Origin of the sequence: Actinomadura craniellae, assembly GCF_003289645.1 — a bacterium.
GTDB lineage: Bacteria > Actinomycetota > Actinomycetes > Streptosporangiales > Streptosporangiaceae > Actinomadura_D > Actinomadura_D craniellae.
Map to the genome: position 1 here is coordinate 72680 of NZ_QLYX01000003.1, position 24995 is coordinate 97674.

Genomic DNA, 24995 nt, shown 5'->3' on the forward strand with positions numbered 1-24995 from the left:
CGCCGTCTTCCCTCGTCACGTTCAAGATCGCTCGTTCCTCACGATCTTGAACCCTCCTCAGTCCAGACGGCGCGCGCCCGACCGCGTTCATCGGGCTCGCTCCGCTCGCGGGGGGCGACCGCGTTCGTCGGGCTCGCTCCGCGCGCGGGGGCCGGGTGTACTCTCCGGATGGCCCGGTCGGGGGCGGTCCGTCCAGAGGGCGTGGGCAACGAGGAGGAGGGCGGCGCACAGGATGGCGATCTGGATGCGCTGGGTCAGGCCCAGCGGGCCGCCCGTGACCATGAGGACGACCGTGACGAGGCCGAACCCGGCCTCGGCGGCGGCCAGCGGGAGGCCCCAGCGGGCCAGGGGCGGCCACCGGCCGGTCCGCCGGGCGGCGATCGCCAGGGTCGCCAGGGCCAGCGTCCCGAAACAGACGACCGTGCTGCTGGTGACCGCGTGGAACTGGTGGGAGAACGACACCGCGCCGGCCCGCTCGTGCAGGGCGCAGGTGGTGTCGAGGCTCGGCGCGCAGTCGAGCGGGAAGACGGCGTCGCCGATCGCGCCCACCCCGAACAGCCCGAACAGGGTCCACCCGACGGCCGCCCATCCGCGGGGACGGGTCCGCAGCACCAGCCCGGCTACCATGATCACCAGAACCCCTGTGACGAAGTCGCCCCCGCCGTACACCAGGTGGTACGGCTGGTCGCGCGCCGACAGTTCGCTGACATAGCCGTTGACCGAGCTGAGGTCGGGGCTGAGGAAGTGCTCCAGCAGGAACGAGGAGTAGCAGACCCCGGCGAGTGCGGCCGGCAGCGCGGCCCGGCGTCCAGGCGTCACCGACCCCACGCACCCCTCCCCGTCATGTCCCCGTCATGTCCGACGTCCGCCCAGCATAGGGAGCATGGCGGACAGGAAAGGCCGCTGATCGTGATCCATGCCCGGAAACCGGAATCCGGGCGAACCTTTTGCGCATGTGCTGTCGTTGTACAGATGGCCCCACCGGTGCCCGGTGCCCCGGACCGGGCCGCGGGGGCGCTGACCAGGTGACTCCGCGCGGCGTGCGTCCTTGGGTACTGGGCAACGGTACAAGGGTTACAACACGTTTTGCCCCGGCCCGACGGAGTGGCGGGGCCTGGCCGTGAGGAGGTGTGTCCCCGTGCCGCCTCGACGGTGTTGAGGCGGCGTGTCCTGGGCGCCGTGCGGTCCCGCCGTACCCGCGAACACGCGGGGCATCGCGGCGCCTCTGATGGAGCCCGCACACCAAGGAGTCATCCCAACGTGACATTGGTCAACGACGCGGTCGCACCGACCGCGCCCACCGCCGGTCGCAAGTTCCGCGCCCTCACCGTGAAGCACCTGGACGAGCTCACCGCCCGGGCGGGTCTCTCGGCCGAGCAGCGGCTGGCCACCAGAGCCGTAGCCGCGGTCCTGCCGTTCCGGACCAACGCCTATGTCGTGGACGAACTGATCGACTGGTCCGCCGCTCCCGACGACCCCATCTACCGGCTGGTCTTCCCGCAGGAGGACATGCTCCCCGCCCAGGACGTGGCGCGCATCGCCGACCTGTTGCGCCGCGACGCCCCCAAGGCGGAGATCGACGCCGCGGCCCGGGCCGTGCGGATGCGGCTGAACCCGCATCCGGCCGGCCAGCTCCAGCTCAACGTGCCGGACTCGATGCCCGGCGTGCAGCACAAGTACGAAGAGACCGTGCTGTTCTTCCCCAAACAGGGGCAGACCTGCCACACCTACTGCACGTACTGCTTCCGCTGGGCGCAGTTCGTCGGCGAGCCCGACCTGAAGATGGCCGGAGACGACATCGACCGGCTCCGCGACTACCTGATCGCCCATCCGAAGGTCACCAGCGTCCTGTTCACCGGGGGCGACCCGATGATCATGGGTGAGTCGGTGCTGCGGCGTTACATCGAGCCGCTGCTGGACCTCGAACAGATCGAGTCGATCCGGATCGGCACCAAGTCGCTGGGCTACTGGCCGCAGAAGTTCGTGACCGACCCGGACGCCGACGACATGCTCCGGCTGTTCGAACGCGTCGTCGCGGCGGGCAAGAACCTGGCCTTCATGGCGCACTTCACCCACCCCCGCGAGCTGGAGCCCGCGATGGTGCGGGAGGCGGTCCGCCGGATCCGGAACACCGGAGCGGTGATCAGGACCCAGGCCCCGCTGATCCGCTCGATCAACGACCGGCCCGAGGACTGGTCGGCGATGTGGCGCACGCAGACCCGGCTGGGCATGATCCCGTACTACATGTTCGTGGAACGGGACACCGGGCCGCGCGACTACTTCGCGGTCCCGCTGGGCCAGGCGTACGAGATCTTCCGGGAGGCCTACCAGGGCATCTCGGGGCTGGCCCGGACGGTCCGCGGGCCGTCCATGTCGGCCACGCCCGGCAAGGTCTGCGTGGACGGCGTGGTGGAGCTCTTCGGCCAGAAGGTCTTCGCCCTCAAGTTCATCCAGTGCCGCGACCCGGACCTGGTGAACCGGCCGTTCTACGCCGAGTACGACCCGTCGGCGATCTGGCTGGACGACCTCAAGCCGGCCTTCGCGGACGCCTTCCCGTTCGAGCACCTGACGCTCGGCGGCTCGGCGGCGCATGACCTCGCGGCGAGCGGCCCGTCCCTCCCGTGACGGCGGCGGACGCCCCGGCGCACGCGCCGGGGCGTCCGCCCACGCCGGCCGCCGGCGGCCGGAACCCGGCGCCCGCGCCCCGAGGCGACGCCGTCTCCGGGCGGATCGGCCGTGTCCTGGGGTGACGCCGTCTCCGGGTGGATCGGCGCGTGCCCCGAGGCGGTGCCGGCCGCCGGATCGGTGCGCGGCCCGGGCGACGCCGGCTGCCGGATCGGTGTGCGGCCCGAGGCGGTGCCGGCTGCCGGATCGGTGTGCGGCCCGGGGCTCAGTGCCCGTAGACGGGGGTGATGACCGCCCGGGCCAGGGTGTGCGCGGTGACGTTGAAGCCGACCACCGCCGGGCTGGTGTCCGCGTCGACCCCGAGTTCCGGGACGTCCAGGGCGTGCACCGCGAACACGTAACGGTGCGGGGTGCCGGGCGGCGGGGCGGCCCCGCCGTACGCCTTGTTCCCGTAGTCGTTGCGGGCGTGCGTGCCGACCGCGGCGTCCGCGGCGCCGGCCCCGGTGGGCAGCGAGGTGACGTCCGCCGGGACGTCGAACAGCACCCAGTGCCAGAATCCGCTGCCGGTGGGGGCGTCGGGGTCGAAGCAGGTCACCGCGAAGCTCTGCGTCCCGGCCGGGAAGCCCGACCAGCTCAGCTGCGGGGAGTGGTTGCCGCCGGTGAAGCCCCAGTCGTCGAACACCTGGGCGTCGGCGAGCATGGCCCCGTCGGCCACGTCGTCGCTGGTGACGGTGAACGAGGGGACCTCGGGCAGATGGTCGTAGGGGAGCGGAGCCTGGCCGGCCATGCGCTACCTCCAGGGGTGAGGATTACGGACTCCCCATACCTATCAGCAGCCGTGGATCTTCAGGGCGCTACTTGCTCGTCGCCTCGGTGTAGGCGGCGATCACTTCGGCCGGGTCGCCGTCCATCCGGATCTGCCCGTCGTCCAGCCAGATCACCCGGTTGCAGGTCTCCTCGATCACGTCGAGGTTGTGCGCGACCAGGAAGACCGCGCCCGCGTCCCGCCGCAGCTCCTCGATCTTGGCCTTGCTGCGCCGCTTGAACTTGGCGTCGCCGGTGGCCAGGGCCTCGTCGATCAGCAGCACGTCGTGGGTGCGCGCCGCGGCGATGGCGAACCGCAGCCGGGCGCCCATGCCGGAGGAGTAGGTGCTCATCGGGTACTGGATGAAGCCCGGCTTGAGGTCGGCGAACTCGACGATCTCGTCGTACTTCTCCCGGGTCTGCTGCGGGGTCAGGCCCATCGCCAGGCAGCCCAGGACGATGTTGCGCTCGCCGGACAGGTCGCGCATCAGCGCGGCGCTGACCCCCAGCAGGGACGGCTGGCCGTCGGTGTAGACCCCGCCCCCGGCCGGCGGGAGCAGCCCGGCGATGGCCTTGAGCAGGGTGGACTTGCCCGAGCCGTTGGTGCCGATGAGGCCGATCGCGTCGCCGCGGTAGGCCACGAAGGACACCCCGCGCACCGCGTGGATCTCGTTCATCTGCGGCCGGTTCTGCCGGCGCACCACCCGCATCAGCGCGGTCGCCGCCGAGCCCTTCTCGCCGCCCGCCCCGTACACCCGGTAGACGATGTGCAGGCCGTCGACCACGACGATCGGCTCCCGGGTGGGGTCGATGACCACCGCGGGCTGCTCGATGTCCTGCCGCTGCTTGCCCTTGCCGGTCTTGGCCACGGGCTTGCCGGTCTTTTCCTTGACGTTAGCCACGTCCGTACCTCTCTTCGGCACGGTAGAAGTACCAGAACCCGCCAGCGAAGGCGACTACCGCCCAGGCGATGGCGTACCACCACAGATGACCGGTACCCCAGTTCAGGGTCACGAGATCATCGCGATACGAGTCGATCACGGAGGTCCGGACCAGTTCGACGTACACCGAGCCGGGGTTGGCGGCCAGCAGGTCGATGACCCAGGGGTGGTCCTTGAACTTGTGCGCCATGGCCGGGATCGCGAAGATCACGCCGGAGGCGTACAGCCAGGTCCGCATGATGAACGGCAGCAACTGCTGGACGTCGCGGATGAAGGCGCCCATCCGGGCGATGATCAGGCTGACCCCGATGTTGAACACCAGTTGCAGCGCCAGCGCGGGGACGAGGAGGATCCAGTGCCAGGTGATCGGCTCGCCGAAGGCGAGGACGATCCCCGCAAGCACGAGCATCGCGACCATCAGGTGCTGCAGTTCGACGATCACGAAGGCGAAGGGCAGCGTGGCGCGGGGGAAGTGCAGCGCCCGGATCAGCGACAGGTTGTTGCCGACCGACCGGGCGCCCGCGGTGAGGGAACGCTGGCAGAACGAGAAGACGAACACCCCGGTCACCAGGAACGGCACGAAGTTCGTGACGCCGTGGTCGGTGCCCAGCAGCACCCCGAAGATCAGGAAGTAGACCCCGGCGTTCAGCAGCGGGGTGAGCACCTGCCAGAGCTGGCCCAGCCGTGAGGAGGTGTACATCGCCATGCTCTTGGACGACGCGAACTGCCATATGAAAGTGCGTCTTTGCCAGAGATCGGCGATGTACTTGCGCAACGGCGGGCGGGCTGCGCTCTTGGTCAGCCCGTGCCGCGCGGCGAACTCGGCCAGGGAGTCGCTGGTGGTGGCGTTCATTGAAGGGGGCTCCGCGATCGTTCGACCGGCTCGCCACCCGGGGCACCGGGCTTTTCCGGGTGACTCATGCCGCGAAGCCTATTGCAGACGGGGTGGTGTGCGTGACGTTCGCCCTCAGTGTCCGCCCATTTGTGATCTTTTGTAGGACATGTCCGCACAGGGCTGGTTTGTGGGTGATGTTTGCGCCCGGTCCGCCGGGTAGGTGCATCTGCGCCGATTCGATGTGAAGGCGGATGCGGAGGGGAAGATGGCACACGGACTGGACCCCGGCCTGCTCAGCGACGACGACCTGCTGCGCGAACTCGGTCACCTGTACGCGACCCGGCTCGACGCCCTGCGGCACGCCGCCGACCAGGCCATGGAGGAACACACCCGACGCACCGCCGACCTGGAGGCCGAGTATCTCCGCCGCCGTCCGGAACGGGAGATAGATCCCGAACGGCTGCGGGAGGGTGCCCGCGCCAGGATCTGAGGAGGGGATCGGATGCACCGCGACAGTTCCAAGCACGGCCCGCGGCTGGACGACCAGATGAAGCACGAGACGCAAGGGCTGATCCGCGGCAACGGCAGCACCCACGCGGAGCGCTGGCGGGAGACCGAGGCGCTGGAGGAGCCGGCGGGTTCGGCCGAGCAGCCTCCGGGCCGGCAGCCGGGCGCCCCCGGCGGCATGTCCCCCCGCGAGGTCGCCTGGCGCAGCCAGATCGCCCAGGTCCTGGGGCCGGGCGCCTTCCCGGCCAGCCGGGGCGAGCTGCTGACAGCCCTGGAACGGGCGAACGCCCCCGGCAACGTGCTGCTCGCGGTGAGCGGCGTCCCCGGCGACCGGAAGTTCCGGAATGTCGGTGAGCTCGTCCGCGCCATGGGCGTCCACACCGAGCCGCCGCCCGGCCGCCGCGGCTGACCGCCCGGGAGCCGCCGGACATCCGTGGAAACCGGATGTCCGGCGCTCTTGCATCTCGGGCGGCCATGAGTTAGTAGGCTCTCCCTCGTGAGTCGTGAAGGCGTTACACCACAGAGCGAAGACTTCTCCGCCTGGTACAACGAGGTCGTCATCAAGGCGCAGCTCGTCGACCGGGGGCCGGTGCGCGGCACGATGGTGATCCGGCCGTACGGGTACCGGATGTGGGAACTGCTGCAGACCGACCTCGACCGGCGCATCAAGGAGGCGGGGCACGACAACGCCAGCTTCCCGATGTTCATCCCGGAGTCCTACCTGCGGCGCGAGGCCGAGCACGTGGAGGGCTTCTCGCCCGAACTCGCGGTGGTCACCCACGCCGGCGGCAAGGAGCTGGAGGAGCCGCTGGTCGTGCGGCCCACCTCCGAGACGGTCATCGGCGAGTACATGGCCAAGTGGATCGACTCGCACCGCGACCTGCCGCTGCTGCTCAACCAGTGGGCCAACGTGGTCCGCTGGGAGATGCGTCCGCGGATGTTCCTGCGCACCACCGAGTTCCTCTGGCAGGAGGGGCACACCGCGCACGCCGACGAGGACGACGCGATGCGCGAGACGATGTGGGCGCTGGACGCGTACGCCTCGCTGGCCCGCGAACTGGCCGCGATGCCGGTGGTGGCGGGCGAGAAGACGCCGGGCGAGCGGTTCGCCGGTGCGGTCCGCACCTACACCATCGAGGGCATGATGCGCGACGGCCGGGCGCTGCAGGCCGGCACGTCCCACTACCTCGGCACCAACTTCGCCAAGGCGTTCGAGATCCAGTACCAGGACGAGGCCGGGAAGCTCGTCCCCGCGCACACCACCTCCTGGGGCATGAGCACCCGCATGATCGGCGGGGTCATCATGACCCACGGCGACGACAAGGGGCTGGTGCTGCCGCCGCGGCTGGCGCCCTACCAGGTGGTGATCGTGCCGATCGGGCGGGGCGAGGTCGCCGAGCGCACCGGCGAGGCCGCCCGGCGGCTGGGGGCCGCGATCAAGTCGATGGGCATCCGGGTGCACGTGGACGACAACCGGCCGCAGCTGTCGCCCGGCTTCAAGTTCAACGACTGGGAGATGCGCGGCGTGCCGGTCCGGCTGGAGATCGGCCCACGCGACCTGGACAACGGGGTCGTCACGCTGGCCCGCCGGCTGCCCACGGCCGACGCCCAGGGCAAGGAAGCGGTCCCGCTGGACCGGGTGCCCGAACTGCTGCCCGGCATCCTCGCCGACTTCCAGGCGTTCCTGCTGGCCCGCGCCGAGGCGTTCCGCGAGGACAACACCCGGCCGGCCGACAGCTGGGCCGACTTCGCCGCGCAGGTGCCGACCGGCTGGTCCCTGGCCTTCCACTGCGGCCGGACCGAGTGCGAGGAGGAGATCAAGGCCGACACGGCCGCGACCCCCCGCTGCATCCCGGCCGAGGGCCCCGCCGAGGAGGGCCGCTGCGTCAAGTGCGACCAGCCGTCGGCCTACGGCAAGCGCGTCATCTTCGGCCGCTCGTACTGAGCCCGACGGGTTTGGAACCGGTCTCGGCGGGCGACCCCCCGCCCGCCGAGACCGGGGTCTTCAGTGGCGGGTCTCCCGCTTCCGGGCGAGCATCGGCTGGACGAACCAGGCCCAGGCGGCCAGCCCGGCCGTCAGGGCCGCGGTGATCGTCGCCGCCAGGGTCGACACCATCATCTCCATGATCAGCGTGGCGGCGGCCGTGATCGCCACCGCCAGCGACAGGGCGCCGAGGATGCCGTACTTGTTCGACCGGTGGAGCAGCCGCTCCTTGTCGCCCTGGCGGAACAGGATGCGGTGCTGGGCGGCCGGGGAGATGAAGCAGATCGTCGCCAGCATGGCCGCGAACAGCGCCACGTAGAACAGGTCGCGCCCGGCGGTCGTCAGCCGGTCGAACCCGGAGGCGAACGGCACGGTCAGTAGGAAGGCGAACAGCACCTGGACGCCGGTGGTCGCCACCCGGAAGCCCTGGAGCATCTCCAGCAGTTCCCGGTCCACCCGCTCCTTGTGGCTCTCGTCGGACGTACCGGTGTGCCGGCCGCCCTCGGCTGTGTGCGTCATCGGGGGGTTCCTTTCACCGCCGCGGGGACGGGTTCACTCAGGGGGTGGGTGTGACGGGGGCTCTGAGCTCGACGACCCGCGCGTAGACCTCGGCGGTCTCGTGGGCGATCCGTTCCCACGAGTAGCGGGAGCGGGCGCGGTCGGCCCCGGCGATGCCCATCGCGTGCCGCCGGGTGGGGTCGGCGAGCAGGTCGCGCAGCAGCCGGGCCAGCTCGACCGGCTGGCGCGGCCGGACGTGCATGCCGGTCACGTTGTGGATGATCGTCTCGGCGTGCCCGCCCACCTCGGTGGCCACCACCGGCACCCCGCAGGCCATGGCCTCCAGCGGCACCGGCTCGGCGGGCCCGTACGGCGGCAGGGTGAGCACCAGGTCGGACGAGCGCAGCAGCCGGGGCAGTTGCCGGCGCGGCACGTCACCCAGGAACGTCACCCGGTCGGCCACCCGGCCCCGCTCGGCGAGTTCCCGCAGCCGGTGCACCGCCGGGTCGCTGTCGAGTTCCTCCCGTGGCGGCCCGCCGGCGATCATCAGCTCGGTGTCGGGGATCCGGCCCAGCGCGGCGATCGCGGTGTCCGCTCCGGCCTGCGACAGCGCCAGCAGCCGGTGCGCGTCGCCCCGGGGGTCGGCCGGGCCGTCGGGCGAGAAACGGCCGCCGTCGACCCCGCCGGGCACGATCTTGATGCGGGTCCGGGGGACGCCCATCCGCAGCAGCTCGGTCGCCTCGTCGGAGCAGCCGGCGATCACGACGTCGGCCGTCCGGCCGATCGCCCGTTCCAGCCGGATCCGGGCGGGGTGGCCGGGGTCGCCCTGCCGGCTGCACACCACGCCCAGCGAGTGGTAGGTCTGCACCACCGGCAGGTCCAGGTCCCGGGCGGCAGCCAGCGCGGCCAGGCCATTCAGCCAGGCGTGGGCGTGCACGATGTCGGGCCGGGTGCGCTCCCAGCGTTCGGCGAGCCGCCGCCCGAAGTCGGGCAGGTAGGGCAGCGTCTCGTCGTCGGGCAGCGGCCGGGGCGGGCCGGCGGGGACGTACTCGACGGTCACCCCGGGGTCGCGGCGCACCCGGTCGCGCGGCTCCGGGCAGTCGCGCCGGACGTCAAGGGTGACGTGATGGCCTTGGCGGCCCAGTTCGCGGGCCAGTTCGCCGACGTGCGTGTCGGTCCGTTCGCAGACCATGGCGATCTTCACAGCACAACTCCCACGGGCGCACACCTGTCACAGGGGGTTGTGCCTGCTTCTTAGGCACGAGATCAGATGTAAGGAGTCTGCCAACTAAGAGCGATCCCAAACCAGAAACCGGGAAATTCGGGCATGTTCTGGGATGATGCAGGGCTTCAGTTGAGACTTCGGGGCAGTACCCGCAATGCCAGGATCGAGACGTCGTCGCGCAGATCCCCGTCGCAGAAGTCCATCAGCGCCCGCTCGACGGCGATCAGCATCTCGCCCACCGGCCGGTCGGCGTGGGCCGCCAGGAGCTCGATCAGCCGCTCGTGGCCGAACCGCTCGCGCATCAGGTCGCAGGCGTCCAGCACCCCGTCGGAGTGCAGGAAGAGGGTGTCGCCCTCGTCCAGGGAGATCGACTCGACCGCGGGCTCGAAGTCCTCGAACAGCCCCAGCGGCACCCCGCCGCCGGTCGCGGTGCGGATCACCCCGTTCTGCCGGATCACGATCGCCGGGGGGTGCCCGGCCGTGCCGAGGGTGAGCGCCAGCCCGTTCTCGCCGATCTCCATCCCGGCCATCACCGCGGTGACGAACCGGTCCTCGTCGAGCAGCGCCTGGTTGACCATGCCCAGCACCTCGGTCGGCGCGCTCTTCCACCGGGCCAGCAGCCGCACGCCGTGCCGCGCGGTGGCGGTGACCGCGGCGGCCTCCTCGCCCTTGCCGCAGACGTCGCCGAGCACGAAACCCCAGCCGCCGGCGGTCTGGAACACGTCGTAGAAGTCGCCGCCGACCTCCACCCCGCGGGCCGCGGAGATGTACCGCGCGGCCACGTCGAGCCCGGGGACGGCGGGCAGCCGCTGGGGGAGCAGGCTGGCCTGGAGGGTGTCGGCGACCTCGGCGCGGCGGCGGTAGAGCCGGGAGGCGCGCACCACCAGGCCCAGGTACCGGCCCAGCCGCTGCACCACCCCGAGGTCCATGAGGTCGAACGGGCCGTGCTCGCCGCTGCCGGTCAGCGTGATCGCGCCGAGGCAGCCCTCGCTCTCCTCGATCGGGACGCTGAGCACCGAGGTGGCTCCCATCAGCCCGCAGGCCGGGCCACCGTCGGGCAGCGTACCGAGCATGGCCAGGTCCTCCACGTGCGGGTGCAGGATGGCCCGCCGCTCGGTGAACACGGTGTAGGGAAGCGTTCCCGGGACGGGTGCCAGGTCCTCCAGCGCCCGGGCGACCGGGGCCGACTGGTCGCCGGACGGGCCGATGACCACCTGCCGGGTCAGCTCGCCGTCCTGCAGCAGGTCGATGATCGCCCAGTCGGACAGTTCGCCGGCCAGCAGCCGGGCGCACCGGCGCAGCGCGACCGACTCGTTGAACACCGGTTCGTCCAGCAGCAGCTCGCCGGCGCGGGCGAGCACGTCCATCCGGTGGACCACCGTGGCGACCGCCTCGTCGTCGCCCTCGGCGCGCCGCGGCTGCCGCGTCTCGGGCAGCGTCCCGCCCTTCGGTGCCGCCGCAGCCACCACCAGCGGCTCGGGCTCACCCTTGATCCACACCCGGGCGAGGGTGACGACGGCCTCGACCGGCTGCTTGCGGCCCAGGAACCGGACGTCGGCGTGCCGGCGCCGGCCGTTGCGGACCACCGCGGCGAGCTGGGAGCGCAGCGGGGCGCGGGTGGGCAGGTCGCAGAACACGGTGAACGGTTTGCCGGAGACGTATCCCGGGGAGGTGTCCAGCAGTTGGGCGGCCTGCCGGTTCACCCGCCGCACGTTGCAGTCGCGGTCGAGCAGGAACAGCGGTACGGGGGCGTCCTGGAAGACGGTGCGCAGCACCCGCCGCTCGTTCTCTGCGGCGGCCGACCGGTCCTCTGAGCCCGCCCGGTCGGTGCCGAAGGTGCGCAGCGTGGCCAGGGCCATCCCCAGTTCGACCAGGGCGGCGTCGAGTGTCGCCCGCAGATCGGATCGCGGCATCGCCGAGGCCTGGCGCAGTTCCTCGATCCGGCCCTCGAGCTCGCTGATCTCGCGCATCAGTACATCGGGCTCGAGCTGTTCTGGCATTCACCGCTCCCTGCTGAGTGATGACTTCGCCCCGCCGGTCGGGGCGTGCGGCGTACACCGATGGCCGCAGCCTATGCGGCGGTGGCGGTGCCCGCGACATTTCCCGGCAGGGAGACGGATTCGCAGGTCAGCGGAGGGATACCGGGGGCTTACCGGCCGTCGTCGAGGTGCCCGTGACCGGCCACGATCCGCTGCGCGATGGCGGTCAGCTTGACGTGCCGGGTCTGCGAGATGCGGCGCAGCTCGGCGAAGGCCCGGTCGGCGTCGCAGCCGAGGGCGTGCATCAGGATGCCCTTGGCCTGGTCGACGATCGCGCGGGCCTCGACGGCCTGCTGGAGCTGGACGGCGGTGCGGTGGACGTCGTCGTACTGCCGGGTGTTGGAGACCGCCGCGCCGCTCTGCGCGACCAGCAGTTCGGCCAGTGCCAGATGCCGGGGGTCCAGCGCTCCGGGGACCACCCCGTACAGGCTGAGGGTCACCAGCACCCGGTCGTTCTCGTACAGGGTCGTGTTGAAGCAGCGGACGCCGCGGCGCAGCGCGGCGGGGACGTATTCCGGCCAGCGGGTCTCGGCGAGAGTGTCCTCGCAGCTCACCGAGGTCCGGTCGAGCACGGCGTCGAAGCTGGGGCCGCTCCCCCGGGCGATCTGCAGGTCGACCAGGTCGGCGAGGTCGGGGTGGCTGGCGGCGACCACCAGCGGCTCGGGCCGGTCGGAGTGGGACCAGCGGACGCTGGTGGCGCCCGCACAGCCGGTGACGGCCCGGGAGGCCAGTTCGGTGACCCGGTGGAGGGTGGTCGCGTCGGAGGACTCGCGCACCATGCCCAGCCGGGCGATCTCTATGGCGATCTCGTCGGAGATGACGCTGCGGAGTGTGGAGACGGGCACGTCGTTCACGGTATCCCGGCGCAGGAGCACCATCCTCTTCGGAGCGGATACGGCCGGTTCCATGCGCGGGTTTCCTTCCCTCGGACGCCCGGGCCGCGTGCCGGGCCAATCGCGCCGTACCCCCAGCCGGGAGCCCTATGCGGTGGGGCGGCCTTTACCGCCGGGACGTGGCGAACCGGAAGGTCAAGGGAAGGTAGATCAGAACTCGAAGACCCGGCCGGAGTGAGCCGCCCGCAGGCAGTCGTTGCCGTACTCGGTGCGGAAGGCGACCGGCCTGCCCCGCCAGTGCCCGATCGCCTCGACCAGCACCGGCTGGTGGATCGCGGCGCAGGTGCTCGCCGCGAACCCGCGGTCGATCCTGCCCCCGCGCCCGACGAGCTCGCGGCAGGCGGCGTCGGCGTGCGGGTGGAAGCCGCCGGCCGGATCGCAGTGCAACTCGACGGTGCGGGTACCGGAGAGCTTGGCGCCCGGGTGGGTGACCGTCAGCCTGAGGACGGAGGCGGGCTGGGGCGCCGGCGTGCCGGGCAGCAGCGCCAGCGACGCGCCGAGCAGGGCGCTGAAGAGATACGGCATGGACACTCCGTGAGGTGAGCTGATCGTCGCTCACTGTATCCATGTCGCTACCCGGAGGCGCGGGTTTCGCGTGGTGCGGAGTTTTCAGGCGGCGACGGCGGGCCGCCGGTCGGTCAGCAGCTCGCGCAGCTGCCGCCGGCCGCGGTGCAGCCGGGACATGACCGTCCCGATGGGGGTGCCCATCATCGCGGCGATCTCCTTGTAGGGGTAGCCCTCGACGTCCGCCAGGTAGATCGCGTCGCGGAACTCCCGGGGCAGCGACCGGAGCGCGTTCACCACGGCGGAGTCGGGGATGCGGTCCAGCACCTCGGTCTCAGCCGAGCGGAACCCGGCGTGGTCGGACTCGGTCTGGGCGAGCTGCCACTCCTCCAGCTCTTCGGTGCCGGCGCGCTGCGGCTCGCGCTGCCGCTTGCGATAGCCGTTGATGAAGTTGTTGGTGAGGATGCGGTGCAGCCAGGCCTTCAGGTTCGTGCCCTCCTGGAACTGGTGGAAGTTGACGAACGCCTTGGCGAGCGTCTCCTGCACCAGATCCTCGGCGTCGGCGCTGTTGCGCGTCATCCGCACGGCGCTGGCGTAGAGCGGGTCGATGTAGGGGAGCACGTCGCGCTCGTAGCGCTCCTGCTCGCGGGCGGGCGTGGCGACGGTGGTCATCAGCGCTCCCTGCGGTCTGGTCTGGGCGGGCCCTCCGCCTCCGGACGGGCGTCGGGCCGTCCGCACGTGGGTCCCGGGCTCGCGCCTGTGCTGCCCGGGCGAAGTACGCGCCACCGGTGCCGGCGGGTTCACGGCCGCACGGCGACGTGCGGTCAGGGGCCGTTCCGGCCGCGGTGGCGAAGGGTTGAAGCGGCCGCATGGTCGTACCGGGGAACGGTTCGCCGGCCGTCATGGGCGGCGGGCGGCCACTCGATCTATAACTTTTTCTTGTCATGTAAGACGCATGGTGCGGCCGTTAAGGTTGCGTGGCCTGGCGCACAAAAAGTAGATCTTCTGGCCCCATGACTGTGGGGCCAGAAGATCTACTTCAATCGGTCGGTCATGCGGGTCGGGTTCGGACTAGCCGAGCAGATGGTCGAGTGCGCGGCCGAGGACGGCGTTGCGCTCGGCCGGGGTTTTCAGCTGCTCCAGCCCGAACCCGAGGATCAGCGAGTCGCGGGTCGCCACGGCGGACACCAGGTCCACCAGGGCCTGCGACCGGACGAACTCGCTGAAGTTGCCGGGGCTGCCCGCCGGCGCGCCCTGGATCGCCCACGGGCCGAGCCCCGACTCGAAGCCCTCGGCGTCGAGTTGGCCGCCGGTCGTGGTGACCCGGGTGTCGTCGACGTACAGGCCGGAACCGCCGGTGAACGGGTCGCTCACGTAGGCGATGGAGACCTCCACCTTCTTGCCGGCGTACGCCGACAGGTCGAAGGCGGCGGGCACCCAGCCGTTGGAGTTTCCGGTGAACGAGTTCCAGCTACCGCTGGTACCCGTGTTGGTGCACGGGTTGCCGCCGGTGAGGTAGCGGCCCAGCCAGGGGTGCATGTCCATGAAGTAGCCGGCTTCGCACTCCGTGGGCACCCTGGTGCTGGTCCTCCCGTTCTTGTCGGCCAGCGTCGTCCAGTCGTCCGCGTCGACCGTGTGCGCCTCAACGAGCACATGGTCGTACCCGGTCTCGGTGCTGTAGGACAGCTGCGCCTGCAGGGTCGGCGCCTGGGCCGCGGTGACCCCGGTGAGGTCGATTGTGCGGGTCAGCCGCCGGTACAGCGAGTCCTCGTGACCGCCGGCCACGTACCAGGAACCCTCGATCGGCTCGTAGGGCCCGGTGGCGCCGGTGTAGTCGCCCGCCTTCCAGCTGCGGAACTGCGGGAACTGGTCGGCCGGCAGCACCGAGCTGGTGACCTGGAAGCCGCCCGCCTCGTTCAGCGGGTTGGACGGCGTCCCGGCCAGGTCGGCCAGCACCTTGGTGAACGGCCGGTCCGAGCCTTCGAACCTGGTCGGGTTGCGGATCGCGCCGCGGTCGTACGCGCCCAGGTAGTACTGGGTGAAGTCGTCCGACAACAGCTCGCAGTCGTCCCGCGGGTTGACGGTGATCACGCACGGCCGCTCCGGGTGCCCCTTCAGGCCGTAGTAGATGCCGCCGCCGTTGGCCTGGGCCAGCGGGCCGTAGTAGCCCGCGGTCTCACCGGTGTAGAGCAGCTTGCCGCCCTCGTTGAGGTACGACCGCACGTTCAGCACCAGTTCCAGGGCCCGGTCGGCCACCTGGGAGTCCGGGAACGGGCCGACGTAGGTCTGCACCGGGTCGTCGGCCGGGTCCTGGGTGAGCCGGTTGTCGCCCAGGTACCAGACCACGCCCTTGAAGTGCTTCAACACGCCGAGGTCGTGCGGCACGCCGTCCTTGTCGATGTCCCAGACCAGGGAGTCGATCTTGTTGGCCTTGAGGGCGTCGACGTACTGCCCGGCGTACTTGGGCGCGGTGGTGCCGGCCGGGTACGTCGGGTTGATGCCCTTGTAGTCCTCGTCCGCGATCACCAGTACCTTGGCGCGGCCGAGGTCCCGGACGCGGTAGGTGAAGCTCTGGCTGTTGACGCGTCCCTTGCCGGGTTTGACGCCGCTGAACCAGACCTGGACCTTGTCGCCCGGCCGTTGCTTCGGCACGGTGGCGCGGTACTCGGCGAAGTAGTGGTGGTTCTCGTCGCCGAAGCGCTCGCCGCCCTGCCACTCGCCGACCTTGATCGAGCGGGTGGGGCCGTCGTTGATCCGGTAGCTCAGCCGCTTGTCCTTCAGCGACCGGCGGATGACCGCGGCGACGTCCTGCTCGTCGCCGTAGGAGGTGGTGAAGTCGTCCACCTCGAAGTCGGGCACGGTGCGGCCGACCGGTGAGACCGGCTCGTCCGGGGTGTGCGCCGACAGCGCGGTGGACACCGCGAGCTCGACGTTCTTGGCGAACTCGCCCTGGATCAGCTTCTCGTCGTCGGGGAACTCGAAGCCGCTGCCGCAGTCCTCGGGCCGCCAGGCGTCGTTCGGGTCCACGTTGGACGCGGCGACGCAGGTCGACATCTCCGGGGTGATGGACAGGGCGCCCCCGACGTTGTCCATCCAGCCGTCGGTGTCGCCGTTGGTGGTGTACAGCTGGGCGCCGAGCTGCGGGTTGTACCCGGGCACGGCGGGCTTGTCGATGTCGCCGACCAGGGCCTTGTAGATCAGGTCGTCGGGGCTGCTGGTCAGCGCCTGCCAGCCGACGCCGTACAGCAGCAGCTCCGCCGCCGAGTGGTAGTTGATCAGGTACTTGGGCTGGATGCGCCGGGCGAGGTTCATCTGCGCCTGGGTCTCGGGCTCGGAGCCCGCCCGGGGGCCGCGGTAGACCTCGGAGGTGCGGATCGGCGAGGAGCCCTCGTTGTCGTAACCCCACTTGTAGGGGAAGTTACGGTTGGGGTCGACGCCGTCCTGGCCGGTGATCTGGCCGTCGCCGTCGTTGTCGCGCAGGTTCTTGCGCCACAGGCGGTTGCCCTCGGTGAACGTGAAGTCGTAGCCGTCGGGGTTGACCACCGGGATGAACCACAGGTCGGTGGTGTTGATGATCTTCGTCAGCCGGGCGTCGGTGCCGTAGCCGTTCACGTAGTGGTGCAGCAGCCGGCGCACCATCTCAGGCGTGATCCACTCCCGGGCGTGCTGGGTGGCCTGGTAGACCACGGCCGGGCGCTGCCGGTCCTTGAGCTTGGCCACGCCCTTGCTCACCCGGACGGCGGTGATCGGCTTGCCCTGGTGGGACTTGCCGATGGTGACGGCCTGGGCGATCTCGGGGTGGTCCGCGGCGACCTGCAGCAGTTCCTCGCGGATGTTGCCCGCGCCGCTGTAGGGCCGGAACACCTTTTCCTGGAGGGCGGTGGCCCGCTGGGAGGTTGTTTTGCCCTTGATCTTCTTGATGGTCAGCGGGACCCCCCGGCGGGCGAGGTCCCTGACCTGGATTCCGTTCAGTACCAGTTCGACCTGGGTGCGGCCGTTCTGGGTCCGGCCGACGGCGACGTCGTCACGGTCCACTCCGGCGCTGTTCAGGATCTTGAACTGCTCCGGTGTGAGCTGGCCGGTGTAGACATCGAGGGTGTCACCGGCGGGGAGGGCTGGTTTGGGGCTGGCATGGGCCGGCGCCGAGAGCAGCGATCCGAAGAGGATCACTGCCAGGGCGGCGACGATGGGCACTGACCTGCGCTTCATCGCACCTCTCAGCTGAGATCTAGAAAAGGTGATGCGTGATGGTCTCTCTGAGGGAAATGCAGGTCAATGAGAGAATGGTGGCATTTGCCGGATCTGGTCACGGACTTGCGCCCGTGATAGGGATCACCTAAACACCCTGATCGCGGCCGACTCTTTGGCGGTATACCCGGCGCAATTGCTGTACGCCCGGTAACGTCCCCTGTACCACGAGTTTCGGGGGTGTCATCGGAGCCACCCCACCTGGGGAGGGTTTCACGTGGTGATCGCTATCGGCGAGACAGAGCTTCGCGACCGGCTGGCCTTCATCGGGGCCGCCGGTGAACGCATCGACGGCTCGCTCGACCACGTCCACGCGGCGACGATGCTCAGCGAGGTCCTGGTGCCCGAGCTGGCCGACTTCGCCTGCGTGCAGTTACTCGAGCGGGTCGTCCGGGACTACGAGATGGCTCCCGAGCAGCACGACGAGCTGACCCTGACCCGGCGGCTCGCGGTGGTGCACAACGACGAGCCCGACCGGTGGGGGAAGCTGGTGCCGGAGGGCGAGACGCTGCGGCTGCCCGCGGCCTCGCCGTTCATCCAGGCGATGCGGGCCCGCCGCACCATCCACCTGGCGAACGTCGAGCGGGAACTGGCCGATCGCATCGCCGCCAACTTCACCGGGGGCCGCGACCTGCGCCCGCTGATCAGGGGACGCACCCTGCTGGTCGTCCCGCTGGTCGCCCGCGACCAGGTGCTCGGCGGCATAGCGCTGATGCGCAAGCCCGACCGGCCACCGTTCGACGAGATCGACCAGGCCACGATCGAAGAGCTGTGCCGCCGCACCGCGCTGTGCATCGAGAACACCCGGCTCTACCGGCGCGAGGTGCGCGTGGCCCAGGAACTCCAGCGCAGCCTGCTGCCCGAGGACCCGCCCGAGGTGGCCGGGGCGCGGGTGCGCTTCCGCTACCAGCCGGCCGGGCAGGCCGCGCAGGTCGGCGGCGACTGGTTCGACGCCATCCCGCTGACGGGCGGCCGGCTCGGCATCGTGGTGGGCGACGTGATGGGCCACGGCCTCACCTCGGCGGCGATCATGGGGCAGCTGCGCACCGCCGTCCGCACCCTGGCCGGCCAGGACCCCCGGCCCGACCGGCTCCTCTCGCTGCTCGACGAGCTGGCCCAGCGGCTCGGCGAGGGCTGCATCGCCACCTGCCTGTACGCCGTGTACGACCCCATCGCGCGCACCTGCCAGATCGCCAACGCCGGGCACATGCTCCCGGTGCTGGTCGAACCCGGCGGGGGCGCGTGCGAACCGGTCCAGTTGCCGGCCGCGCTGCCGATCGGGGTGGGCGGGGTCCCGTTCGAGACCGTCGAGATCCCCGTGCCCGACGGCGCCCGGCTGGTGCTGTTCACCGACGGGCTGATCGAGCGCCGGGGCCGCGACATCGACGAGGGCGTGGCCGCCCTCTGCAAGGAGCTCGCCGGAGCCCCGCCGTCCCTGGACGACGCCTGCGACCAGGTGATCGAGTCGCTGGCCCCCGCGGTGCCGATCGACGACATCGCGCTGGTGGCGGTGGGGTGCGACGGCATCCCGGCCGAGGACGTGGCGTTCTGGGAACTGCCGGCCGAACCCGCCATGGTGGGCCGGGTCCGGGCCGAGGTGGCCGAACGGCTCGCCGGCTGGGGGCTGTCCGAGCTCACCGACAGCATGCAGTTGCTGGTCAGCGAGCTGGTGACCAACGCCCTCGTGCACGGCGCCGGCGCCATCACGCTCCGGCTGATCCGGGCGAACTCGCTGCTGTGCGAGGTGGGCGACGACGGGCAGGAGCTGCCGTACCTGTGCGACGCCTCGCTCACCGACGAGTCGGGCCGGGGCCTCCAGCTCGTGGGGTACATAGCCGAGCGCTGGGGCGTCCGCCGCACCGACCACGGCAAGATCGTCTGGTTCGAGCACGTCCTACCCTAGATCCCGGTCACGCGGAGGCGCCCCGGTACTCGTCGGCGGCCAGGGCCGTCACCCAGCCCCAGACCAGAATGATCGCGCCGGTGAAGACCAGGTTCGCCCAGACGGCCCCGCCGCCGGTGGCGATGCACCCGAAGCCGGCCAGGAAGGCGACGGCCACGGCCCGGGTCCAGACCGGCGCGAACTGGCGGGCCAGCAGGAAGGCCGCGACGACCAGGCACACGAAGCCCACTCCCGACAGGGCCAGATGCAGCGTCCCGGACAGGCTGGCCGTGCCCGGCCCGTCCGGCGTCCCCGCGGGGAACCCGAACCCCGGGTCGGCGGGGAAGGCACCGCCCGCCACCATGCCGGCGCCGAACACCGCGACCAGCCACGACGCGGCCCGCCCCGCGCCGGCGCGCCGCAGGCCCGCCGCGAACGCCACCACCAGGATCCCGACCAGGATCAGGTTGGCCGACTGGATCCAGCCGTAGGGGCCGTTGGCCAGCATGCTCCAGGCGTGCCGCCCGAAGTCGAAGCCGTCCCTGACCAGCCCCTGGGCCACGGACACGCCCACGTACAGCGGCCCAGCGACGATCCCGCAGCCCAGCAGCGGCCGGGCGGCGCCCGAGATGGTGTTCATGCTCTGTCTCCTGTCTCCGGCCCGGTCGTTCCGGCCCGTCACCGGCTCGTCGAACGGGCTCGGGTGATTTCGACGACTCGTGCCGAGGAATCCCGAACCCTTGCCGGGGCGGGCCCGCCGGACGGAGGATCGGCCCATGAGATACCGCTACCGAGTCCGGGCCCTTCCATCTCGGCCACCGAGCCCGCTGTGGCGAATCTCCCGCCCGGCCGCACGGGACGCGGAGCACCCGACCGGCCCGGCCGAGCACCAGGGGGTCAGCACTCCGGCCGGTGGTGCGGGGCTTGAGGCGGGGGGTGGCGGGCGCGAGCCGTTTGGGCGGGGCGCGGAGCGGTTGGCCGGCCGGGGTGAGTGGCAGGAGATCGACTCTTCGGCCGGTGGTGCGGGGCTTGAGGTGCCGGGCGGTGAGCGCGAACCTTTGGGAGCGGACCGGCCCGCGCCCCTCGACGCCCCGGACCCGGCCGGCGGGCAGGCGGTGGGCCGCGGGCTGATGGCGCGGCCGGACCGGGTGCGTGCGGCGGCCCGGCCGAGATCGCTGTCCGACGAGTTCGTGACCGGCTTCCTCGGCGGGATGACCTGGCAGGCCGCGCTGGTGGTGCTGCACGGGTTGTTCCCGGGCCTGGGCCTGCTCGCCACGGTGGTGCGCAAGGCCGGTGAACTCGGGCTGGACCGCGACCGTGAGGACCCCACCGGAGAGGCCGGGCTGGAGGTCCCCGCCCGGGTGGGCGAGGCCGGCCTGGTCTTCGACCTGATCGCCCGTTTCGGTTCCGGCCCGGTTCTCCCGGCCCTGCCGCCCGCCGAGGTCCTCGCCCGGCTGGTGCCCGCGGCTCCGCCCGACGACGCCGTGACCGGCTGGAACCCCTATCCCGCCGCCGAGCCGCCGTCGCCCACCCCAGCCGCGCCGGCCCCGACCGGCGTCTGGGTGATCGACGCGGCGGCGACCGGACTGCCGGCACCGGACCTCGCCGTGCCGACGGGAAGCCCCGAAACGGCGGTCCCCGGAGCGGTCATCCTGGCGGACCTGCGGAACACCGGCACCCGGATCGTGGACGCCGCCGCACTGTGGTGGTACGCCGCCCGCACCCTGGCCCGGGCACTGCACGACCCCTGGCGACCGGCCAGCCGGGCCACGGCCCGCCGCACGCTGCGCGAGGTGCGCGAGGTGGTCGTCATCGACCCGTCCCTGCACCTGGGCCTCTGCCTGTATCTCGGCGACGACCGCAGACCATGGTGCCTGCTCGCCTTCGAAATCGCCCCCACCGCCCCCGGCGACGAAGCCGTCCGCTTCCTCCGCCCCTGACTCACCGCCTGGATGCTCGGGCACTACCACTTCTCCTGAACCGGGCCGAGACGGCCTGTCGGTTCATGTCCGGCCGTGTCTGCGGGTGGCGTCTCCCGCCCCGATTTTCTCTCACACAATGCGGATTCTGTGTCACGTCGGCGCAGGCCGTGGTTCTGCCTCGGCCTCGGTCGGGTCCCTGGTGTACCGCTCCGCGGATCATGGTCGGCCGTCGTATTGCGATCTGGGGCTCATTCCGGCGAAGACCGCGTGCAGGACACGGTCGATGTAGGCGTGTGTGAGCGGTTGCTGGGTGATCAGCAGCCGGAAGTACAGCGGGCCCGACAGGATCTCCATGGCCAGGTCCAGGTCGAAGTCGGGTGCGAGTTGGCCCTGGTCCATGGCCCGTTTGAGGCGGGCCAGGGTGTCGGCGGTCTGGGGGGCGATGAAGCGCTGGTTGAGCGCGGCGGCGACTTCGGGGTCGTGCTGGGCCTCGCCGATCAGGTCCTGGTACAGCGGCCCCCATGGCGGCCGCCCGAGCAGGTCCGTGGCTGTGGTCATCACCGTGCGCAGGTCGGCGACGATGTCGCCGGTGTCGGGGTGGCCCAGGCCCGCGGTGTTGAGGCTGAGGACCGCATCCAGGAACAGCAGTCCGCGGGAGGGCCAGCGGCGGTAGACGGTGTGTTTGCTGACGCCGGCGCGGGCCGCGACCGCTTCGATGCTGAGCTTGGCGAAGCCGGCCTCGCGGGCCACTTCGAGCGCGGCTCCCTTGATCCTCTCGGTTCGGTCGGCGGCGCGCACGGGCTGATGGTCTGTCATACCACCAGGCTAGTACACGGCACGTGCCGTGTTGACTTTGGGCACCCTGCTGTGCATCCTTGCTGGGAAACAGCACGGGCCGTGTCGTGCTGTCGCATCGACTCGCAGGCACGCCACGGACCGATCGTCTGCCCATCGCGAAGGACTCTGGATGTTTCAACAAGGCATGGTCACTCCTCCTCTTGCTTCTGGACAGGCGTTGCGCCTGGACGCGGTCACCCGGCACTACGAGTCGCCGGGCGGCACGGTGCGGGCGCTCAACGGTGTCTCTCTGGCTCTGGACGGCGGTTCGTTCACCGCCGTGATGGGCCCGTCCGGATCGGGCAAGAGCACGCTGCTGCAGTGCGCCGCCGGGCTCGACACCCCCACCTCCGGCCGGGTGCTGGTGGACGGTGTGGAGATGAGCGGCGGCACCGAAGCGGAGCTGACCAGGTTCCGCCGCAACCGGATCGGGTTCGTCTTCCAGCACTTCAACCTGCTGCCCACCCTGACGGTGCTGCAGAACGCAACGCTGCCGCTGCGGCTGGCCGGCAAGCGCGTCGACCGTACGCAGGCGGTGGAGGTGCTGACCCGCGTCGGGCTCGCCGATCGGCTGGACCACCTGCCCGCGCAGCTCTCGGGCGGCCAGCAGCAGCGGGTGGCGATCGCCCGGGCGCTGGTCGCCGGGCCGCGGGTGGTGTTCGCCGATGAGCCGACTGGCGCGCTGGACACCCGCAGCGCGCGCCAGGTGCTGGCGCTGCTGCAGGAGGCGGTGCGCATCGACGGCCGGACGCTGGTGATGGTCACCCACGATCCGGTGGCCGCCGCCCACGCCGACCAGGTGCTGTTCCTGGCCGACGGCCGCCTCGTCGGCCGGCTGGCCGAGCCGACCGCCGCGGCCGTGGCCGACGCCATGACCCGGCTCACCGACCAGGCCGCCCGCGGCCGCGTCGCCGAAGGGGTGTGAGGGTGGTGTTCTGGTTGGCTCGCGCCTCGCTGCGCCGCCGCGCCGGTGCCTTTACCGGCAGCTTCCTGGTGCTGCTGTTCGGCGCGGTGATGGTGATGTCGTTCGCCTCGATGTTGGACACCGGTCGCGGCACCGGGGTGGACGCGATCAGTTCGGAGACGCTGACGACCATGGGCAGCGTGGTCGGCGGCTGGGGCATGTGCCTGGTGGTGTTCGCGGTGGTCTCCACCCTGGGCCTGTCAGTGCGGCAACGCGCGACCGAGACGGCGCTGCTCAAGAGCGCCGGTGCCACGCCGGCGCAGATCGTGCGGATGATCGCGGGGGAGGCGGCGCTGGTCTCGGTCGCCGCCGCGGCGGCCGCGGTGGCGCCGTCCTACCTGCTGGGCCGGTTCCTGCTGGGCCTGCTGAAGGACACCGGCCAGGTCGCCGGCGGCGTCGCGTTCGCGTTCGGGACGATCGCGCTGCTGGTCGGATTCGGAGTCACCGTGGGCTCGGCGGTCATCGCCGCGCTGTGGACGGCCCGCCAGGCCACCCGGGTCAGCGTGGCCGTCTCCGTGATCGGCGCCGCGACCGGCCCGGTCCGGCTGACCTGGAAGCGCATCGTGCCGGCGGCCGTGCTGCTGATCGGCGGCCTCTACCTGGGCGTGCTGACCGTCACCGCGTTCGCCGACAAGGGTCCGGACGCGATGCCGGTCGCCGGGCAGGCCTGCATCCTGGCTTCCATGGGGCTGGCGCTCCTGGCCCCCGGCCTGGTCCGCGCCACCACCGCCCTGACCGGCCGGCTGCTGCACGGCCGCGGCGCGGCCGGCTACCTGACCGTCCAGCACCTGCGGCGCCGTACCGGGCAGGCCGCCAGCGCGCTGATGCCGATCATCCTGTTCACCGGCATCGGCACCGGCATTTTGTATCTGCAGCTCATCGAGAACCGTGCCGTCGCCGCCACCGGCTACCTGCGCAGCAACGAGCAGCAGAACATCCAGACGCTCAACCTCGTGGTCATCGGCATGATCGTGGTGTTCGCCTGCATCATGCTGATCAACACCTTGGTCGCCTCGACCACCTTCCGCCGCCGCGAGTTCGCCCAGCTGCGGCTCGCCGGCGCCACACCCGCCCAAGTACTGCGGACCGTCCGCACCGAGGGCCTGGTGATCGTGGCGACCGGCACCGTCCTGGGTGTCCTGGCCAGCGCGGTCACCGTGCTGCCCTACAGCATCGTCCGCGCCGACCGCTGGATCCCCGACCTCCCGGCCTGGGTCCTGCTGGCCATCATCGCCGTCGCGGTGACCGCCACCCTGAGCGCCGCGCTGGGAACCGCGCACAGGATGCTGCGCACCCCGGCCGTCGACGCAATGGCCCCCTGACCGCCCCTTCCACGATCCGGCCGCCGACTAGCGCTCAGCAGCCGGATCGTGGGAGGGCCGCAGCCCGGTCGCGGCATCGGTGCGGGTGAAGGCGTAGCGGCCCAGGAAGTTGATGTGCTCGTAGGTGATGGGCGAAAGCCCGGCGCACATCTCGTCGGTGGCGGGGAACCCGTCGGCGCGGATCTGCTTGACGGCGGCGTCCAGGTAGAGGGTGTTCCACCACACCGCGGCGTTGAGCGCGCCGAGCTGGTCCTCCATGCCCTCGCGGTAACGCTCGGCGACGAACCCCACCGCGCCAGCCGGAACCGTCGTGGGTTCCTCAGTCAGAAGCACCCCCAGCATCCGCACGGTGCCTTACTGCACCGCCCAACCCAGCTTCGTCGCCAGGCTCCGCCGCTCCCCCACCTGCTCCAGCGCGGCCTGATCCAGCCGGAAGAACCGCTCCAGCTCGCCCGGCGACGGCTCCTGCGGGAACCGGCCATAGCGGGCGACCTGCTCATCAGAGAGAAATTCGAAAGGCATGACCCCGGAACGTACGGGCCCTCACCAGGGCAAACCCACCCCGTCACCGAACCGAAACGAAGATCGCCTCCCTACCGCTAATTTCTGCACTCAGCTTCCTCGCGGGCCGAGAACGACAAGTCCTCCAGAAGGAACATCCCGCGCAACCGGGCGCTGGCCCATCGCGCCAACCGGCACCGGGCGCGCCAGGTGCTCGCGGCGGCCAAGGGTGTGCCGGACGCGGTCGTCGAGGACGCCGTCGAGCAGCGGTTGAAGTCCCGCTGGCCGAAGGTCTGGCAGAAGGCGCCCGACTCCCCGCTGGGCGAAGCCGTCACCTACCGGCTGGAACGCCGCGTCCAGTTGGGGATCGATGAACCTGAGGGGGCGGCGAGCCGGATCGAGCGGATCCAGCGGCGCCGGCGCCGCGGGTAGCGCCGCGGCCGACTGTCCGCGGCAGCCGGGCA

24 protein-coding genes are annotated in these 24995 nt (G+C 71.2%); 9 read left to right on the plus strand and 15 right to left on the minus strand.

Annotated elements, in window-relative coordinates; genetic code table 11:
- Nucleotides 1-87: 87 nt before the first annotated feature.
- A complete protein-coding gene (locus DPM19_RS07035; protein ID WP_111864008.1) occupies nucleotides 88-828 on the minus strand; it encodes a DUF998 domain-containing protein in 741 nt (246 codons plus the stop codon).
- A gap of 432 nt (nucleotides 829-1260) precedes the next feature.
- Between DPM19_RS07035 and DPM19_RS07040 the strand changes: the two genes are divergently transcribed.
- Nucleotides 1261-2625 carry a KamA family radical SAM protein gene (locus DPM19_RS07040; protein ID WP_233509953.1) on the plus strand — a complete coding sequence of 455 codons (1365 nt, stop codon included), beginning with the start codon at nucleotides 1261-1263 and terminating at the stop codon, nucleotides 2623-2625.
- Nucleotides 2626-2890: 265 nt separating this feature from the next.
- On the opposite strand, the gene DPM19_RS07045 is transcribed toward DPM19_RS07040, so the two are convergent.
- The 3 genes from DPM19_RS07045 to DPM19_RS07055 form a co-directional block, all read right to left on the minus strand.
- Nucleotides 2891-3412 (minus strand): YbhB/YbcL family Raf kinase inhibitor-like protein, encoded by a 522-nt coding sequence (locus DPM19_RS07045; RefSeq protein WP_111864009.1) that lies wholly within the window; start codon nucleotides 3410-3412, stop codon nucleotides 2891-2893.
- A gap of 67 nt (nucleotides 3413-3479) precedes the next feature.
- Nucleotides 3480-4262, minus strand: a complete 783-nt coding sequence (locus DPM19_RS07050; RefSeq protein WP_111864961.1) for an ABC transporter ATP-binding protein — start codon at nucleotides 4260-4262, stop codon at nucleotides 3480-3482.
- Nucleotides 4263-4323: 61 nt separating this feature from the next.
- Nucleotides 4324-5223, minus strand: coding sequence for an ABC transporter permease (locus DPM19_RS07055; protein ID WP_111864010.1), 900 nt, complete (start codon nucleotides 5221-5223; stop codon nucleotides 4324-4326).
- 247 nt (nucleotides 5224-5470) lie between these two features.
- Between DPM19_RS07055 and DPM19_RS07060 the strand changes: the two genes are divergently transcribed.
- From DPM19_RS07060 to proS, 3 genes are all read left to right on the plus strand, one after another.
- Nucleotides 5471-5695 (plus strand): DUF6158 family protein, encoded by a 225-nt coding sequence (locus tag DPM19_RS07060; protein WP_111864963.1) that lies wholly within the window; start codon nucleotides 5471-5473, stop codon nucleotides 5693-5695.
- Nucleotides 5696-5707: 12 nt separating this feature from the next.
- Nucleotides 5708-6121, plus strand: a complete 414-nt coding sequence (locus tag DPM19_RS07065; protein ID WP_111864011.1) for a DUF2795 domain-containing protein — start codon at nucleotides 5708-5710, stop codon at nucleotides 6119-6121.
- Nucleotides 6122-6208: 87 nt separating this feature from the next.
- Nucleotides 6209-7657, plus strand: coding sequence for a proline--tRNA ligase (gene proS, locus DPM19_RS07070; RefSeq protein WP_111864012.1), 1449 nt, complete (start codon nucleotides 6209-6211; stop codon nucleotides 7655-7657).
- Between the two features lie 60 nt (nucleotides 7658-7717).
- Here the strand turns inward: proS and DPM19_RS07075 are convergent, their stop codons facing one another.
- From DPM19_RS07075 to DPM19_RS07105, 7 genes are all read right to left on the minus strand, one after another.
- A complete protein-coding gene (locus tag DPM19_RS07075; protein ID WP_111864013.1) occupies nucleotides 7718-8215 on the minus strand; it encodes a DUF6328 family protein in 498 nt (165 codons plus the stop codon).
- A gap of 37 nt (nucleotides 8216-8252) precedes the next feature.
- Nucleotides 8253-9398, minus strand: coding sequence for a glycosyltransferase (locus tag DPM19_RS07080; protein WP_111864014.1), 1146 nt, complete (start codon nucleotides 9396-9398; stop codon nucleotides 8253-8255).
- A gap of 146 nt (nucleotides 9399-9544) precedes the next feature.
- A complete protein-coding gene (locus tag DPM19_RS07085) occupies nucleotides 9545-11419 on the minus strand; it encodes a SpoIIE family protein phosphatase (RefSeq protein ID WP_111864015.1) in 1875 nt (624 codons plus the stop codon).
- Between the two features lie 149 nt (nucleotides 11420-11568).
- Nucleotides 11569-12303, minus strand: coding sequence for an ANTAR domain-containing response regulator (locus tag DPM19_RS07090; RefSeq protein ID WP_233509954.1), 735 nt, complete (start codon nucleotides 12301-12303; stop codon nucleotides 11569-11571).
- A 198-nt stretch (nucleotides 12304-12501) separates the two neighbouring features.
- Nucleotides 12502-12876, minus strand: a complete 375-nt coding sequence (locus DPM19_RS07095; RefSeq protein ID WP_111864016.1) for an SSI family serine proteinase inhibitor — start codon at nucleotides 12874-12876, stop codon at nucleotides 12502-12504.
- Between the two features lie 84 nt (nucleotides 12877-12960).
- The gene (locus DPM19_RS07100; RefSeq protein WP_111864017.1) at nucleotides 12961-13527 is read right to left on the minus strand and encodes a sigma-70 family RNA polymerase sigma factor; all 567 of its coding nucleotides are present in this window, start codon (nucleotides 13525-13527) and stop codon (nucleotides 12961-12963) included.
- 399 nt (nucleotides 13528-13926) lie between these two features.
- A complete protein-coding gene (locus DPM19_RS07105; protein WP_111864018.1) occupies nucleotides 13927-17064 on the minus strand; it encodes a M14 family metallopeptidase in 3138 nt (1045 codons plus the stop codon).
- 256 nt (nucleotides 17065-17320) lie between these two features.
- Between DPM19_RS07105 and DPM19_RS07110 the strand changes: the two genes are divergently transcribed.
- Nucleotides 17321-19006, plus strand: coding sequence for an ATP-binding SpoIIE family protein phosphatase (locus DPM19_RS07110; protein WP_111864019.1), 1686 nt, complete (start codon nucleotides 17321-17323; stop codon nucleotides 19004-19006).
- Nucleotides 19007-19013: 7 nt separating this feature from the next.
- Here the strand turns inward: DPM19_RS07110 and DPM19_RS07115 are convergent, their stop codons facing one another.
- Nucleotides 19014-19625 carry a DUF998 domain-containing protein gene (locus DPM19_RS07115; protein WP_111864020.1) on the minus strand — a complete coding sequence of 204 codons (612 nt, stop codon included), beginning with the start codon at nucleotides 19623-19625 and terminating at the stop codon, nucleotides 19014-19016.
- A 418-nt stretch (nucleotides 19626-20043) separates the two neighbouring features.
- Here DPM19_RS07115 and DPM19_RS07120 point away from each other — a divergent pair, with 418 nt between their 5' ends.
- Entirely contained in the window at nucleotides 20044-20925 is an 882-nt protein-coding gene (locus tag DPM19_RS07120; protein WP_111864021.1) for a hypothetical protein, read from the plus strand.
- A 198-nt stretch (nucleotides 20926-21123) separates the two neighbouring features.
- Here the strand turns inward: DPM19_RS07120 and DPM19_RS07125 are convergent, their stop codons facing one another.
- Entirely contained in the window at nucleotides 21124-21723 is a 600-nt protein-coding gene (locus DPM19_RS07125; RefSeq protein WP_111864022.1) for a TetR/AcrR family transcriptional regulator, read from the minus strand.
- A 151-nt stretch (nucleotides 21724-21874) separates the two neighbouring features.
- On the opposite strand from DPM19_RS07125, the gene DPM19_RS07130 reads away from it, so the two are divergent.
- Both DPM19_RS07130 and DPM19_RS07135 read left to right on the plus strand, forming a co-directional pair.
- The gene (locus DPM19_RS07130) at nucleotides 21875-22669 is read left to right on the plus strand and encodes an ABC transporter ATP-binding protein (RefSeq protein WP_111864023.1); all 795 of its coding nucleotides are present in this window, start codon (nucleotides 21875-21877) and stop codon (nucleotides 22667-22669) included.
- Between the two features lie 2 nt (nucleotides 22670-22671).
- Entirely contained in the window at nucleotides 22672-24030 is a 1359-nt protein-coding gene (locus tag DPM19_RS07135; RefSeq protein ID WP_199484909.1) for an ABC transporter permease, read from the plus strand.
- A 27-nt stretch (nucleotides 24031-24057) separates the two neighbouring features.
- On the opposite strand, the gene DPM19_RS07140 is transcribed toward DPM19_RS07135, so the two are convergent.
- A complete protein-coding gene (locus DPM19_RS07140; RefSeq protein ID WP_158566717.1) occupies nucleotides 24058-24363 on the minus strand; it encodes a Tn3 family transposase in 306 nt (101 codons plus the stop codon).
- 21 nt (nucleotides 24364-24384) lie between these two features.
- Nucleotides 24385-24552, minus strand: coding sequence for a DUF4158 domain-containing protein (locus DPM19_RS07145; RefSeq protein ID WP_111864025.1), 168 nt, complete (start codon nucleotides 24550-24552; stop codon nucleotides 24385-24387).
- Between the two features lie 189 nt (nucleotides 24553-24741).
- Between DPM19_RS07145 and DPM19_RS07150 the strand changes: the two genes are divergently transcribed.
- Complete coding sequence (locus DPM19_RS07150) at nucleotides 24742-24963, plus strand: hypothetical protein (RefSeq protein ID WP_146778764.1); 222 nt, start codon at nucleotides 24742-24744, stop codon at nucleotides 24961-24963.
- The last annotated feature ends 32 nt before the right edge of the window (nucleotides 24964-24995 follow it).

Coding starts and splice junctions, on each gene's coding strand:
- DPM19_RS07055 (WP_111864010.1), bottom strand. CDS start 5,223: ATGAACGCCACCACCAGCGACTCCCTGGCCGAGTTCGCCGCGCGGCAC.
- DPM19_RS07095 (WP_111864016.1), bottom strand. CDS start 12,876: ATGCCGTATCTCTTCAGCGCCCTGCTCGGCGCGTCGCTGGCGCTGCTG.
- DPM19_RS07105 (WP_111864018.1), bottom strand. CDS start 17,064: ATGAAGCGCAGGTCAGTGCCCATCGTCGCCGCCCTGGCAGTGATCCTC.
- DPM19_RS07065 (WP_111864011.1), top strand. CDS start 5,708: ATGCACCGCGACAGTTCCAAGCACGGCCCGCGGCTGGACGACCAGATG.
- DPM19_RS07145 (WP_111864025.1), bottom strand. CDS start 24,552: ATGCCTTTCGAATTTCTCTCTGATGAGCAGGTCGCCCGCTATGGCCGG.
- DPM19_RS07130 (WP_111864023.1), top strand. CDS start 21,875: ATGTTTCAACAAGGCATGGTCACTCCTCCTCTTGCTTCTGGACAGGCG.
- DPM19_RS07045 (WP_111864009.1), bottom strand. CDS start 3,412: ATGGCCGGCCAGGCTCCGCTCCCCTACGACCATCTGCCCGAGGTCCCC.
- DPM19_RS07060 (WP_111864963.1), top strand. CDS start 5,471: ATGGCACACGGACTGGACCCCGGCCTGCTCAGCGACGACGACCTGCTG.
- DPM19_RS07100 (WP_111864017.1), bottom strand. CDS start 13,527: ATGACCACCGTCGCCACGCCCGCCCGCGAGCAGGAGCGCTACGAGCGC.
- DPM19_RS07085 (WP_111864015.1), bottom strand. CDS start 11,419: ATGCCAGAACAGCTCGAGCCCGATGTACTGATGCGCGAGATCAGCGAG.
- DPM19_RS07115 (WP_111864020.1), bottom strand. CDS start 19,625: ATGAACACCATCTCGGGCGCCGCCCGGCCGCTGCTGGGCTGCGGGATC.
- DPM19_RS07125 (WP_111864022.1), bottom strand. CDS start 21,723: ATGACAGACCATCAGCCCGTGCGCGCCGCCGACCGAACCGAGAGGATC.
- DPM19_RS07075 (WP_111864013.1), bottom strand. CDS start 8,215: ATGACGCACACAGCCGAGGGCGGCCGGCACACCGGTACGTCCGACGAG.